Origin of the sequence: Butyrivibrio sp. AE3009, from assembly GCF_000420845.1 — a bacterium.
Taxonomy (GTDB): domain Bacteria; phylum Bacillota; class Clostridia; order Lachnospirales; family Lachnospiraceae; genus Butyrivibrio.
The window spans coordinates 12,677-27,781 of record NZ_ATVS01000020.1; the positions used below are offsets into that span (position 1 = coordinate 12,677).

11 protein-coding genes are annotated in these 15,105 nt (G+C 46.1%); 8 read left to right on the forward strand and 3 right to left on the reverse strand.

Annotated features, from left to right (window positions below):
* Nucleotides 1-13: 13 nt before the first annotated feature.
* Nucleotides 14-184, reverse strand: coding sequence for a DUF362 domain-containing protein (locus tag G588_RS0111245; RefSeq protein WP_081644326.1), 171 nt, complete (start codon nt 182-184; stop codon nt 14-16).
* A gap of 430 nt (nt 185-614) precedes the next feature.
* On the opposite strand from G588_RS0111245, the gene nifJ reads away from it, so the two are divergent.
* A complete protein-coding gene (nifJ, locus tag G588_RS0111250; RefSeq protein WP_022778839.1) occupies nt 615-4,148 on the forward strand; it encodes a pyruvate:ferredoxin (flavodoxin) oxidoreductase in 3,534 nt (1,177 codons plus the stop codon).
* Between the two features lie 70 nt (nt 4,149-4,218).
* Here the strand turns inward: nifJ and G588_RS0111255 are convergent, their stop codons facing one another.
* The gene (locus G588_RS0111255) at nt 4,219-5,013 is read right to left on the reverse strand and encodes an adaptor protein MecA (protein WP_022778840.1); all 795 of its coding nucleotides are present in this window, start codon (nt 5,011-5,013) and stop codon (nt 4,219-4,221) included.
* A gap of 690 nt (nt 5,014-5,703) precedes the next feature.
* Between G588_RS0111255 and G588_RS0111260 the strand changes: the two genes are divergently transcribed.
* The 6 genes from G588_RS0111260 (at nt 5,704) to G588_RS0111285 (ending at nt 11,953) form a co-directional block, all read left to right on the forward strand.
* Complete coding sequence (locus G588_RS0111260) at nt 5,704-7,416, forward strand: glycosyl hydrolase family 18 protein (RefSeq protein ID WP_022778841.1); 1,713 nt, start codon at nt 5,704-5,706, stop codon at nt 7,414-7,416.
* A 15-nt stretch (nt 7,417-7,431) separates the two neighbouring features.
* Nucleotides 7,432-8,490 carry an L-threonylcarbamoyladenylate synthase gene (locus G588_RS0111265; protein ID WP_022778842.1) on the forward strand — a complete coding sequence of 353 codons (1,059 nt, stop codon included), beginning with the start codon at nt 7,432-7,434 and terminating at the stop codon, nt 8,488-8,490.
* Nucleotides 8,491-8,557: 67 nt separating this feature from the next.
* Nucleotides 8,558-8,995 carry a ribose 5-phosphate isomerase B gene (rpiB, locus tag G588_RS0111270; protein ID WP_022778843.1) on the forward strand — a complete coding sequence of 146 codons (438 nt, stop codon included), beginning with the start codon at nt 8,558-8,560 and terminating at the stop codon, nt 8,993-8,995.
* Nucleotides 8,996-9,409: 414 nt separating this feature from the next.
* Nucleotides 9,410-10,039 carry a uracil phosphoribosyltransferase gene (gene upp, locus G588_RS0111275; RefSeq protein ID WP_022778844.1) on the forward strand — a complete coding sequence of 210 codons (630 nt, stop codon included), beginning with the start codon at nt 9,410-9,412 and terminating at the stop codon, nt 10,037-10,039.
* A 233-nt stretch (nt 10,040-10,272) separates the two neighbouring features.
* On the forward strand, nt 10,273-10,755 hold the full coding sequence (locus G588_RS0111280) for a deoxycytidylate deaminase (RefSeq protein ID WP_022778845.1): 483 nt from the start codon (nt 10,273-10,275) through the stop codon (nt 10,753-10,755).
* A 61-nt stretch (nt 10,756-10,816) separates the two neighbouring features.
* Nucleotides 10,817-11,953: a cell wall hydrolase gene (locus G588_RS0111285; RefSeq protein WP_022778846.1), complete on the forward strand. Its 1,137-nt coding sequence runs from the start codon at nt 10,817-10,819 to the stop codon at nt 11,951-11,953.
* 7 nt (nt 11,954-11,960) lie between these two features.
* On the opposite strand, the gene G588_RS0111290 is transcribed toward G588_RS0111285, so the two are convergent.
* A complete protein-coding gene (locus G588_RS0111290) occupies nt 11,961-12,443 on the reverse strand; it encodes a DUF402 domain-containing protein (protein ID WP_022778847.1) in 483 nt (160 codons plus the stop codon).
* An 89-nt stretch (nt 12,444-12,532) separates the two neighbouring features.
* On the opposite strand from G588_RS0111290, the gene G588_RS0111295 reads away from it, so the two are divergent.
* Entirely contained in the window at nt 12,533-15,091 is a 2,559-nt protein-coding gene (locus tag G588_RS0111295) for a hypothetical protein (protein ID WP_022778848.1), read from the forward strand.
* The last annotated feature ends 14 nt before the right edge of the window (nt 15,092-15,105 follow it).

Genomic DNA, 15,105 nt, shown 5'->3' on the forward strand with positions numbered 1-15,105 from the left:
TTGTCGCTTGGACTCAACCCTGAGAGATAGCAGATACAGGGCACTGAGCTGCGCAAGAACCGCAATCGATACATGTATCAGCATCGATAACGAACTGAGCGTCTCCCTGAGAAATAGCAGATACAGGGCACTGAGCTGCGCAAGATCCACAACTGATGCAACCATCACTAATAACGTATGCCATAATTAAATCTCCTTCCGTAAATACTTAGTTAATTTGAGCATAAAATCACGGCTGGGCTTGCCACACCAACCTTTGATACTTAATTATCATAATATAAGAAAAGTCTTTAATCAATACTCTTAGCGAAAACTTTTTTCAGTTGAAATCATTAAAATTTGGTAAATTGGCAGATAATACAGAAAAAGTCTATGATTGTAAACGCTTACATAAATTCCCGCTAAAGCCTTGAAAACATTGACATTTGTATGGTTAAAATGATACTATTGATTACGGCAGAATATGCTAAAAACACCCGTCACATCTAATTTTCTAGGGAGGAAAAGAATGTGAACGGATTTTTGTGTGCTTTTTTACAAATTATCTGCCAAAAGGATTTAGTGTGAATATATTATTCAAATACAAACCCTAAAACAAGGTAGGAGGAAACAAAATGGCAAGAAACATGAAAACCATGGACGGTAACGAAGCTGCTGCATATGCTTCATATGCATTTACTGAAGTTGCCGCTATGTACCCAATCACACCATCATCTGTTATGCCTGAGCATGTAGATGAATGGGCAACAGCCGGAAAGAAGAATATTTTCGGCAGAACAGTTCAGATTACAGAGATGCAGTCTGAGGCTGGTGCAGCTGGTGCTGTACACGGATCACTTGTAGTAGGTGCTCTTACATCTACATACACAGCTTCTCAGGGCCTTCTTCTTATGATCCCTGACATCTACAAGGTAGCCGGTGAGAGACTTCCCGGTGTATTCAACGTATCAGCTCGCTGCGTAGCTTCACACGCACTGAATATCTTTGGTGATCACTCTGACGTATATGCTTGCCGCCAGACTGGTGCTGCTATGCTTTGCGATTCAAGTGTACAGGAGGTTATGGACTTAACACCTGTTGCTTACTGCGCAGCTATCGAAGGCAGAATTCCTTTTATCAACTTCTTCGATGGATTCCGTACATCACACGAGATCCAGAAGATCGAGGTTTGGGATTACAAGGATCTTGATGAGATGGTTAACCATGATGCAATCGATGCATTCAAGGCCGGCGCTCTCAATCCTAATCACCCTTGCCAGATGGGCTCAGCTCAGAACCCTGATATCTTCTTCCAGACAAGAGAAGCTTGCAACACAGGTTACAACGAGCTTCCTGCAATTGTTCAGAAGTACATGGACAAGGTTAATGCTAAGATCGGTACAGATTACAAGCTCTTCAACTACTACGGCGATCCTAACGCAGAGGTAGTTATCGTAGCTATGGGTTCTGTTAACGATACAATCGAAGAGACTATCGATTACCTTGAGAAGCAGGGCAAGAAGGTCGGCGTTGTTAAGGTTCGTCTCTACAGACCTTTCTCAGCTAAGGCTCTTGTTGATGCTATTCCTGATTCAGTTAAGAGAATCGAAGTTCTCGACAGAACTAAGGAGCCCGGCTCTTATCGTGAGCCTCTTGCTCTTGATGTTATCGCAGCTCTTAAGGGAACCAAGTTTGAGTCAGTTCCTGTATTCTGCGGACGTTACGGCCTTGGTTCCAAGGATACAACTCCTGCTCAGATCGTTGCTGTATTCAACAATGATACTAAGGAAGAGTTCACAATCGGTATCGAGGATGATGTAACAAATCTTTCACTTGATGCAGGTGCTCCTCTCGTTACAACTCCCGAGGGAACAACTAACTGTAAGTTCTGGGGACTTGGTGCTGACGGTACTGTTGGTGCTAACAAGAACTCCATCAAGATCATCGGTGATAACACAGACATGTATGCTCAGGCATACTTCGACTATGACTCCAAGAAGTCCGGCGGTGTTACAATGTCTCACCTTAGATTTGGTAAGAAGCCTATCAAGTCAACTTACCTCATCAAGAAGGCAGACTTCGTAGCTTGCCACAATCCTTCATATATCCGCAAGTTCAACATGGTTCAGGAGCTGGTTGACGGTGGTTCATTCCTCCTTAACTGCCCTTGGTCAGTAGAAGAGCTTGAGAATGAGATTCCCGGACAGGTTAAGAAGTTCATGTATGATCACAAGATCAACTTCTATATCATGAACGGTTCCAAGATCGGTGTTGAAGTTGGAATGGGACCTACAAGAATTAACACAATTCTTCAGTCAGCATTCTTCAACATCACCAAGATCATTCCTGAAGCAGACGCCATCAAGTTCATGAAGGACGCTGCTCAGAAGACCTACGGCCGTAAGGGTGAAGACGTTGTTAAGAAGAACTGGGATGCTATCGATGCAGGTGCAGATCCCAAGAACCTTATCAAGGTTGAGATTCCTGAGAGCTGGAAGGATGCCAAGGACGAAGGCCTTGACTTCAAGAAGGCTGAAGGCTCAAGAAAGGATGTTATCGACTTCGTTAACAACATCCAGGCTAAGGTTAATGCACAGGAAGGTAACACTCTTAAGGTTTCAGATTGTCTTCCTTATGTTGACGGTGCTACACCTTCAGGATCAGCTGCCTTCGAGAAGAGAGGTATCGCTGTTAACGTTCCTAAGTGGGATGCTACAACATGTATCGGTTGTGGATTCTGCTCACTTGTATGTCCTCACGCTGCTATCAGAACCATCGCAATGACCGATGATGAGATCGCTAAGGCTCCTGAGGGACTTCAGACCAAGCCTCTTGCCGGAATGGACGGCTACAAGTATTCAGTTGTTATTTCTGCTCTTGACTGTACAGGTTGCGGATCTTGCGCAAATGTATGTCCTGGTAATAACAAGGGCGAGACACTTAAGATGGGTGCTATCGCAGCTAACAAGGACGAGCAGAAGTACTTCGATTATGCTGTTACACTTCCTATTAAGGAAGATGTTGTTGCTAAGTTCGGTGAAGGCTCCATCAAGGGCTCACAGTTCAAGCAGCCTCTCCTTGAGTTCTCAGGCGCTTGCGCAGGTTGTGGTGAGACTCCTTATGTTAAGCTTGTTACTCAGCTCTTCGGTGACAGAATGTACGTTGCAAACGCTACAGGATGTACATCAATCTGGGGTAACTCTTCACCTTCAACACCTTACACTGTAAATGCCAAGGGACAGGGCCCTGCATGGGATAACTCACTGTTCGAGGATAACGCAGAGTTTGGTATGGGTATGGTACTTGCTCAGAACGCACTCCGTGATGCTATCAAGGAGCAGGTTGAGGCTGTTGTAGCTGCAGGCGGCGCTGCTAAGGATGCTGCTCAGAAGTGGCTCGACACATTCTCAAACGGTGCTGAGAACACAGCTGCTACAGAGGCTCTTGTTGAGGCTCTTAAGGGCGACAGCTCAGATGCAGCTAAGTACATCATCAAGAACAAAGACTTCGCAGCTAAGAAGTCACAGTGGATCTTCGGTGGTGACGGATGGGCATTCGATATCGGATTCGGTGGTCTCGATCACGTACTTGCTTCCGGTAAGGATGTAAACGTTCTCGTTGTAAACACTGAGGTTTACTCAAATACAGGCGGACAGTCATCTAAGGCTACTCCTACAGGTGCTGTTGCTCAGTTCGCTGCAGGCGGAAAAGAGATCAAGCAGAAGGATCTTGCTTCTATCGCAATGAGCTATGGTTATGTATATGTAGCACAGATCGCTATGGGTGCTAACATGCAGCAGACCATCAACGCAATCAAAGAGGCTGAGGCTTATCCGGGACCTTCACTTATCATCGCTTATGCTCCTTGTATCAACCAGGGTCTTAAGGCCGGCATGAACAAGGTTATGGATGAGGAGAAGAAGGCTGTAGCTACAGGATACTGGGATATGTTCAGATTCAATCCTCAGGCGGAGAACAAGTTCACACTTGATTCCAAGCCTGCTACAGAGGACTTCCAGAGCTTCCTTGACGGTGAGGTTAGATACCTTTCACTCAAGCTCAAGAATCCTGAGAGAGCAGCTAAGCTCAACGCAGCAGCTGCAGAGCACGCTAAGGAGCACAGAGCTTACCTTGAGAAACTTGTTTCTCTCTATGGCAAGCAGGACTGATTCTTTAGTCAGCTGAGATAAAAAATAGGCCCCGCAACTTAAAGTTGCGGGGCCTTGTTTTTTTAATTATTTAAATTTTAGATAATGCCTGCACCGCGTTATCCTTGATAACGATGGTGAAGTGCTCATCCAGATATGACTGCTCAGCAGTGCTTCCGAGCTCTGTCTTACCATATTCGGTAAGGAGTGAACAGATGTTGGCGAACATTCCGTCCTCTATGTTGCCCTGGTGAAGTATCAGGTAGAACTTACCGTTAGCTTCGTTCTTGTACAGGGTGTTGATTCCATCGAATTTCCTGCTGACTATTCCAGCGAACCTTGTAACCTCATGAAGTGAACCAAAGGAGAAGATCTTGGACCCCTTCCTTCCGGGGGTACCTTTTTTCTTGGGACCTGTGGTCTTTTCTTTTAACTTCTTGTTATCGGGAGCTCCCAGGAATGGAGAATCCATGAAGTCTGACATGTTGCTGCGCTGAAGGCGCTTGAACAGTCCCATAACATCCTCATCTTCCTCAGCTTCGTCGTATTCCTCATCCTCTTCGTAGTACTCGTCTTCTTCCTCATCGTCCTCATGAACGGAAGGAGCGAAGTTGGAAAAGCGGGTATCCAGCTCTTCCGGGTCCTCAACCTTGGTGATGATAAGGACTATACATTCTGAATTGATGGGGATTGCCTCGATCATCAAAGGAGTATCCTCTGCGTCAAAGCCATATTGTAAATTCGCCTGCTGCATCATGTCCTGGAACAACTCTTTGGCCTTATCCGTTCCATATGCAAGCTCTGTAATCTTAAGGTCTCGCTTCGCAAGGTCATCTCTGGTAAGTGTGCATCGAATCTGGTGATCATTGACTTTTTCAATTTTCATGATGCCTACCTCCTCTCCTGACTTGTGAATACATAGATACTAAGTGAAAGTCTGTACTATGTCAATAGATATATCGTCATAAACGAGGAAAATGTGTCCAAATGTTCACAATCTTAAGAAAATCTTAAGAAATTTCGACGGTAAATCTTAAGAATTTCCTGCTAGAATAGTTTTTGTGAGATGCCTGACCCAATCCGGTAAGCCCGGAAGGGAGGCGAATATCAGGGAAAATACTAATGTTCTAACTTTCATTTTTCTTGCGATCAGGTCGTAAGATGTCTTACAGTTAGTTTCTATAAAAATTCCCCGGATTTATAACATCAAACAACAACTATCTATTAACACGTAGCAATTATTTATTTGGAAAAAAATGCGACTAAAAACATCTAGTATCTTTGTTAATTAGATTATACCATATTTGGTGCAGCATTAAGCGCAAAATGTGGGAGGGCTTGAGGGTTAGACATCGACCATATTAAAAAACGTCAACGAAGTGCGATATCACCGTAAAAACTTTGCAGGAATTTATCACATTTGAAAGCCTTTTGGCGGATGATATTGCATAAGTTCTATCAAATTAATTTTTTAGAAAGTGGTCCCCGCCATGCTTCTAAAATAAACTAAGACTGATTTAATGACGTAAACTTAATATTATGGTATACTTGAGGGCGATTGTAAAGGAGCTAGAACATGAAAAAGAAAGTGATTCCGGCGATTATTATAATTGCCCTTATTTTTATCATCGGCGCTATTTACGCCGGCCAGTTATATCTTCAGAAGTTTTCCTACAGCACAGAGAAGGCTGATCTGGACGATTATTTCAAGGTCACATCGGATACGGATGTGGCAATTATCCACGGTAACAAGAGAATAGATGAGACGGCAAGGAATTTTGACGGCCGTATTTATTTTGAGTTTGCGCTGGTTCAGAGTCTTTTGAATGACAGATTCTACTATGGAATCGCAGACAATACTCTTCTCTACACACTTCCCGACAGGGTCATCACTGCGCCGATAGGTGGCAGCGCCTGGTCAGATTCTATGGGAGAGTCAGGGGATGAGGGCTATATCATAGCCAGAATCGATAACGATGGCGGAGAAGACAAGCTTTATGTTGCCCTTGACTATGTCAAGAAATACACTAACTTTGGATACGAGTTTTTTGACGACGGCTATCATATGCAGCTTACGACCAGCTGGGAGGATGAGACCGTTGCCACTATTAATAAGGATACACAGATCCGTCTTCGCGGCGGAGTTAAGAGCGAGGTCCTTGAGCAGGTCAAGAAGGGTGACACCGTAGTCATCCTTGAGGAGCTCGAGAACTGGAGCAAGGTTAAGAGCGAGAACTCTTTTATCGGGTATGTGGAGAACAAGAGGCTCTCAGATCAGACCACAAGAAGTCCGATACCTGTAACCGACTACGTTGAACCCGAGTACACCGGAGTTTCAAGGGATCACAAGATCAACCTTGGCTTCCATAATCTTGGAGGAGCAGGCGGAAACGATACTCTGGAGGATTATATCGCAGGCACCAAGAGCCTTAACGTTATTTCTCCCACCTGGTTCTATATTTCAGCCAATGACGGAACAGTAACCAGCATCGCTTCCAAGAGCTACGTTGACAGAGCACATAACAAGGGCCTTGAGGTCTGGGCTCTCTTTAATAACTTCAATGCCGGCAACAGCGTGTCAACATCAGAGGCGCTCTCTACTTCCGAGAACAGAGCAAGGATGATAAGCACTGTTGTAAATGAGTGCGCAGAGATCGGCGCAGACGGCGTTAATCTTGACTTTGAGACAATTGCTACCGAGGACGGACAGAACTACATTCAGTTTGTCAGAGAGATGTCAATTGCCTGCAGGGCTAAGGGCCTTGTTTTTTCCATTGATAACTATGTTCCCATGAATTTCAACGACCACTACAATCTCAAAGAGCAGGGCGTTGTTGCTGATTATATCATCATCATGGGCTACGATGAGCACTACGCAGGAAGCACTGAGGCAGGCTCAGTTGCATCCCTTAGCTATGTGGAGAACGGCATCATTAAGGCTCTTGAGAAGGCTCCTGCCTCCAAGATCATCAATGCTGTTCCTTTCTACACCAGAATCTGGCACACCGCTGACGGCAAGCTCTCCAGCGAGGCTGTGTCAATGAAGGTGGCAAAAGAGTATATTGCCAATCATAATATCCAGATGAGCTGGGATGAAGGCGCCGGTCAGAACTACGGCGAATTCACAGACGGCAAGGGACTTCACCAGATCTGGATGGAGGATGTGGATTCCATGACCCAGAAGCTTCAGTCAATGAAACATCATGAGATCGCCGGCATAGCCGAGTGGAGTCTTGGCATGGAGACTGCGGACATGTGGGATATCATCTCCGCTTATGTTAACGAGTAATAAGGAAGTAATGAATTGGATACGAAAGTAGTAGTAATAGAAGAAAATAATATAGATAACGAAGCGAAGGAGGCCCTTACCGAAGCCGGCAACATCATAAGAGACGGCGGCCTTGTGGCTTTTCCCACTGAGACTGTGTACGGTCTTGGGGGCGATGCCCTTAATCCTTCTTCGTCCAAGAAGATATATGCGGCCAAGGGAAGACCCTCGGACAACCCGCTTATCGTGCACATTCACAGATTTGAGGACCTTACGGCAATAGTTAAGGAGGTTCCGGAAGCGGCAAGGAAGCTGGCGGACGCCTTTTGGCCAGGCCCTCTTACCATGATCATGGAGAAAAACGGCAAGGTTCCCTATGAGACCACAGGCGGCCTTGATACCGTGGCAATCAGAATGCCCAATAATAAGATTGCTCTGGAGCTGATAGAGAAATCCGGCGGATACATCGCAGCTCCCAGCGCCAACACATCAGGAAGGCCGAGCCCTACTGTTGCAAGATACTGCGTTGAGGACCTCTCCGGCAAGATTGAGATGATCATCGACGGAGGTCAGGTGGGAATTGGCCTTGAGTCCACGATCGTGGATCTTACTTCTGACGTCCCCATGATCTTAAGACCCGGCTATATCACAGCGGATATGTTAAAAGAGGTCCTTGGAGATATCTCCATCGACAGAACAATAATAGACAGCACATCAACCGAGAAGCCCAAGGCTCCCGGCATGAAATACAGACATTACGCCCCCAAGGGTTCACTTATGATAGTTGAGGGAGCCCAGGACAAGGTTGTTTCTTATATTAACGAAGAAGCAAGGAAAGCTCAGGCAGAAGGTAAGCGCGTTGGCGTTATCGGAACCGACGTAACCAAGGCACTCTACAGCGCAGACGTTGTTAAAAGTGTCGGTAACCGCGAGGATGAGAGCACTATAGCCCACGAGCTCTTCAAGGTCCTCAGAGAATTTGATGATGAGAATGTTGATGTTATGTTCTCAGAGTCCTTTGATGACAGCGGAATAGGACAGGCCATTATGAACCGCCTTCTCAAGGCAGCAGGCCATCAGATCACTAAAGTGTGATCCTTGTAACGTATATCATTAATGTATTAAAACCATTATAATAATATAGGAAAAGAGGAAAAACGGTATGATAGCTTTAGGTAGTGATCACGGAGGATTTGAGCTCAAGGAGACCATCAAAAAGCACCTTGAGGAAAGAGGAATAGAGTACAAGGATTTTGGAACCTACAGTCTTGATTCCTGCGATTATCCGGATTTTGGTAAGGCAGCAGCAGAGGCGGTTGCAAGCGGCGAATGCGAGAAGGGAATCGTTGTCTGCACCACAGGAATCGGTATTTCAATTGTAGCCAACAAGGTTAAAGGCGTAAGATGCGCTCTCTGCTCAGAGACCACATCAGCCCGCCTCACAAGAGAGCACAACGACGCCAACGTCCTCGCCCTCGGCGGCGGCATGACAGGCCCGCTCCTTGCTCTCGAGATCGTGGATACCTTCCTCGACACCCCCTTCTCAGGCCTCGAGAAACACGCCCGCCGCATCTCCAAAATCTCTGCTATCGAAGAGTAATTTCGGGAAGCACCAAGATATTTGTTTATTAAGAGGTACATTATCGGGTAATGCTAATATAGCAGTTATTATTTCTTAAGAAGTACATAACCGGAGAATATCCAGATATCCATTTCTCAATGAAAACACAACCGGGCAACACCCAGATTGCAGTTCCTAAGAAATGGAACATACTCGGATCACCACATCCGATAAACGTAATTAATCCATAGACAGGAATCGAAGGGCATGGATATGAAAATCTATTGCGATTTTGATGCTGTGTAGGCGAGACCTATGAAATACGAGTGCCTTATGCACGACTATTTCATGCCCAGGGCTCACCGAAGCGTTTAGCATCATGAGCTATATATTTTTATATCCGGGACAATCGATTCCGTCCTATATTCAATACACTCACGGGAGGAACACAGTATGTCAAAAGTAGTTATTATGGATCATCCTCTGATCCAGCACAAGATTGGAATGATCAGGAGAACCGACACAGGAACCAAGGATTTCAGACAGACCATCAGCGAGATCGCAATGCTCATCTGCTACGAGGCCACCAGAGACCTTCAGCTCAAGGACGTTGAGATCGAGACCCCTATCTGCAAGACCACAGTAAAACAGCTCAAGGGAAGAAAGCTCTGCGTAGTACCCATTCTTCGTGCAGGTCTTGGCATGGTAGACGGAATGCTGGCACTTATACCTGCAGCTAAGGTTGGTCACATCGGACTTTACAGAGATCCCGAGACACTTAAGCCTGTTGAGTACTATTGCAAGATGCCTGCAGACGTAGCAGACAGAGAGATTTTTGTAGTGGATCCCATGCTTGCAACAGGCGGATCCTCAGTTGCAGCTATTCAGATGCTCAAGGACAGAGGCTGCAAGAACATTCACTTCATGTGCATCATCGCAGCTCCTGAAGGACTGGAAGCAATGAAGAACGCACATCCTGATGTAGATATCTACGTAGGATCACTTGACGAGAGACTTAACGAGCACGGTTACATCGTACCCGGACTTGGAGACGCCGGAGATAGGATCTTCGGAACCAAGTGAGCGATATAGGGACGAAAAGTTACATTTTTGACTGCTTGCAGACATAAAAATGTAACCTTGAGGACCTAACGTACATGAGGAAGAAGAGCGGTAGCTCGGATTCCGAATGTACGTAGGATTGCGAGAGCGTAAGCGGAGCAATCCGTATATCGCGGAGCAGACTCAATCATTCAAAGCGAGCATGGCGATTTCCGAATATCGCTTAGCAATTTAGATTTTTATTGGAGGGGGAAATGAAGCGAGAGGACTATATCAGCTGGGATGAATACTTCATGGGCGTAGCCAAGCTGGCCGCCATGCGCAGCAAGGATCCCAACACACAGGTTGGAAGCTGCATAGTAAGTGAGGACAACAACATTCTGTCCATGGGTTACAACGGTTTTCCCAAGGGGTGCTCCGATGAGGATTTTCCCTGGGAGAGGGACGGAGAGGATGAGCTGTCCACCAAATATCCTTTCGTTACCCACAGCGAGCTCAACGCTATATTAAACTACAGAGGCGGAAGCCTCGTGGGGGCCAAGATCTACGTATCTCTTTTCCCCTGCAATGAATGTGCCAAGGCCATAATTCAGGCCGGCATCAAGACCGTTGTTTTTGACAGTGACAAATACAGTACTTCCGCATCAACCAGAGCTTCCAAGAAGATGTTCGATGCAGCGGGAGTCAGATATTATCAGTATCAGCGAAGTGGCAGAAGTATCAAGATTACCATTTAACGACATGACTAACGGGCATTGGGATAAAAAAACTAAATATACTGGTGCAGGGAAAGGCTTAATGGCCTTTCTTTGTGCTATATGCATAGCTTTCGTATCCATCCCCATAGCTTCCAAGGCTACCGAGTCCACCAAGGAAAAGCTGGAGAAGGCCAAAGAGGCCAAGAAGGAATCCCAGAATCAGCTTGAGGGCACCAAGGATGATATCGCCGAGATGAATGAGGAGAAATCCTCGCTTCAGGGGCAGCTCAATTCCCTTAACACTCAGCTCAGCGAAGTCAGCTCCAACCTTGAGGAGATCGAGGAGCAGATAGAGAACAAAGAGAACGAGATTGAGAATACTCAGGCAGAGCTGGAGGTCGCAAGACAGACCGAGGCCAATCAGTATGCTTCCATGAAAAAGAGAGTACAGTTCATATATGAGAAGCAGAATTTCGTTCTTATCGATATGCTCACCGGTTCATCGAGTTTTGCAGACTTCCTCAACCAGAATAACTACGTGGAGCAGCTCTCAGCCTACGACAGGAAGATGTTCAGGCAATACATCGAGACCAGGAAGGCCATCGAGGAGAAAGAGGCAACTCTTGAAGAGGAGATGGTTGCCCTTGAAGATTATCAGATGAAGCAGAAGGCGGAACAGAGCAGGGTTTCAGGCCTGGTGACCCAGACCTCCGGCAGTATCAAGCAGTACGCCAACGACATCTCTGACGCTGAGGCCAGAGCAGAAGCGCTGGAAGCTCAGATCAAGGAGCAGGAAAAAGATATCAAGGCTCTGGAAGCCAAGCTGGCGGAGGAGCAGAGACTATCCAAGCTTGCCAGAAATTCCACCTGGCGAAACATCTCTGAGGTTACCTTTGCAGAGGGCGACAGATATCTTCTGGCCAATCTTATCTACTGTGAGGCAGGATCCGAACCCTATGAGGGCAAGGTTGCGGTTGGCGCTGTTGTTATAAACAGAGTGCTGTCTTCGGTTTATCCGGATACGGTGGTGGGAGTTATCTATCAGGGAAAGCAATTTTCGCCTGTAGCCAGCGGAAGACTGGCCCTGGCTCTTGCAGAGGGCAGAGCGAATGCAGCCTGTTATCAGGCCGCGGATGAAGCCATGAAGGGCTATTCGAACGTAGGAAGCTGCGTTTATTTCAGAACGCCGGTGCCGGGACTTAGCGGAATCACCATCGGCGGACATGTTTTTTACTAGTATTATTTCAGGATATGTATTTCTCTATCGGGGCGATGAGTTCATCAATGCCCTTGGAGTAAATTTCATCAAGGAGCTTGCTCAGTGACAGCAGGCTCTTTTTAAGAAGAGCTTCATCGATAAGCCTATTTTCAAAGGCCTCGGAGAGTTCGTCAAGATCCACGACCTTGATACGGCCGTCGGGGAAGATGATAACGTCGGCGAGAAGGTCAACCATTATGAGTTTGTTCTCTTCGGGGATGTGCTCATAGGTAAGAATATCGCAGTACCAGCACTTAAGGGAACCATCCTCTCTGAGGAACTTGCTGATGCGAAAGCCTCTGTTTAAATAACAGCAGGAATAACCACAGAACAGGTCATCACATCTTTCGTGGAGGAATTTCCATTTGGTGACGAGGATATCCTCGTTGTATTCAAGGATGATATCGTCCTTTAGCAGATTGCATTCATTTGGGATAAAGCGTTTGCGGTACAAGATCGGTTTGTTCATGGCTGTACCCTCTTTCGTCCATAAGAAGAATGGAAATATCTGAAATTGTGTTATGAAAATATTACTATTATTGAAATTGAAAGTCAATTATGCGTGATAATACAAAGAAAATTACGATAATAAAAATCATATATGCCATTGTGCTGTTTACGGTGTCCCTTTTTGTGATAGGGAGCCTGTCCCATGACGATAATGCGGACATGACAGCACAGATGTCCAAGGCAACCCTTCCTGTTGTGAATCTCCTTAGCGGTGACAGGGAGATCAACCCGCTTCACGGCTACACAGGCGAAATGGATGTGAGCCATATGAGGGGGACTGTTTTCCCGGTGGGCTCCGACAGACAGATAAGATTCAGGATCAATACCTATGGCGGCAATGTCATGAATCTTAAGTTCGAGGTCAGGACCATAGATGGCAAGAGCCTTGTGGAGAGCACTCCCATTGTTGATTACAGCGAGAATGCCCAGACCATAAACGGGAGCCTGCAGATCAAGGATCTGATAACCGCCGGCAACGAGTACATGCTGGTTTTTGTCATGGATACCGGTGTGGGCGAAGCCAGATACTATTCCAGAATTGTCTGGACTGAGGACAGCAGATACAACATCGATGAGGAGCTGGACTTTGTCACAGGCTTCAGCGAAGCAACTTTTAATAAGACTGAGGCAAAAGAGTACACGAAATACCTTGAGTCCAACTCAGAGGGTGACAATACCACTTTTAGCAAGGTTAATATCCACAGCAGTTTTAATCAGGTAACCTGGGGTGAACTTAACATCACCAAGCATACAGAGCCTGAAATATATGTAACGGATATCCATTCCCAGACGGGATCCTACAAGCTCTGCTACAGAGTTACAGTAAGAGACGGCAATGTGAGCAGGCTCTACAACGTGGAGGAGGCCTTCAGAGTTCGTCACACCTCAGACAGGATGTATTTGCTCAACTATGAGAGAACCATGAACTACATCTTTGATGCGGGTTCATATTCAATAAGCAGTAACAGCATTGGTCTTAGCATTTCAGACCCGGGACTGCAGCTGGTGGAGAACGGTGGAGGAACGGCGTTTGCCTTTGTCAGCGAGAACAGACTTTTTATGTTCAACAATTCAGAGAGCAGGCTGGCTTACCTCTTCGGCTTCTATGACACAGATAACAACGACATCAGAACCAGGTGGAACAACAATACCATCAAGATCCTGAAGGTGGATGAGGCCGGCAATGTCAAATTCGCAGTGGCAGGTTACATGGCCAGAGGAATTCACGAAGGCCAGGTGGGAATTGCCGTATATGACTACAATGCTTCCATAAATGCGGTGGAGGAGCAGGTTTTTGCCCCCAGCAGTCAGTCTCCGGAGGTACTGGTATCTTTTGTTGATACCCTTGCATACCTTGGAAACGGCGATGTTTTCTATGTGATGCTTGAGCAGAATATTTATGCTATTGACCTTATCGGCAGAACCGCAGGCACCGTTGCTACGGATATCGGAAGCGGAGATTACAAGATATCGGAATCCGAGAGGACAATTGCCTGGCAGACCAAGGATCTGACCAGCTTCAAGATGATGAACCTCAACACAAGAGGCCAGAGCGAGATCCAGGCTGATGACGGAGACTATATCGTGGTTCTTGGATTCATGGGAGAGGACCTTGTTTACGGCCTTGTACACTCTGAGGACGTTCACAAGGACAAAATGGGCAATCCGATTTATCCCATGTATGCCATTAAGATTCAGGACAGCGACGGGAATCTCCTTGAGAACTATCATCCTGAGGGAGTATACGTCACTTCCGTTGAGATTACTGACAATCAGATCAGACTCTCCAGAGTTGAGAAGGACGATAACGGCGAGTACGTCAGCACCTACGACGATCAGATTATGAGTACCCTCAAGGCTGAGGACGGCAGCAACTCAGTGAATCAGGTATCAGTTGATATTTTTGAAAAAATTGTTCAGATAAATGTAAGAAATGAGATCAAGCTTAAGTCTCTTCGTGTACTTACACCTAATCAGACTCTATTTGAGGGAACGAGAGATGTGGAGCTGGATATAGACAGAGACAGACAGGAGCAGCCTTTTTACTATGTCTACGGACTCTTTGGAATAGAGGGAATCTACACGGATCCTTCTGAGGCGGTAAAAAGGGCAAATGAAGCTTCCGGAACTGTAACCGGCGACAATAACGGATATGTCTGGGTTAAGGGCAATCTTCTTCGCTCCAACCAGATCATGGCTATAACGAGAAATGCCGAGAGCTATGAGAATATGATGGCTACACCGCCAACAGTTGTCTGCCTTGATCTCATCCTTCAGTTTGAGGGAATTAACAGAAATGTGGATGCTATGCTGGATGCGGGCTCTTCTGTCACGGATATCCTAAGGGAATCACTTCCTGAGACAACGGTATTGGATCTTGACGGATGTCCCATGTCGGCAATGCTGTACTATGTTAATCAGGATCTGCCGGTTATGGCTATGCTCAACGATGGCACGGCGGTTCTGATCATCGGATTTAACGATCTTAACACTGTTCTTATGAATCCTTTGACGGGACAGGTGTACAAATACGGAATGAATGATTCGGACAAGCTTTTTAATGAAAACGGCAATCATTTTGTGACATACATAAGGAACAGTCGATGATTTTTGTTTCCATT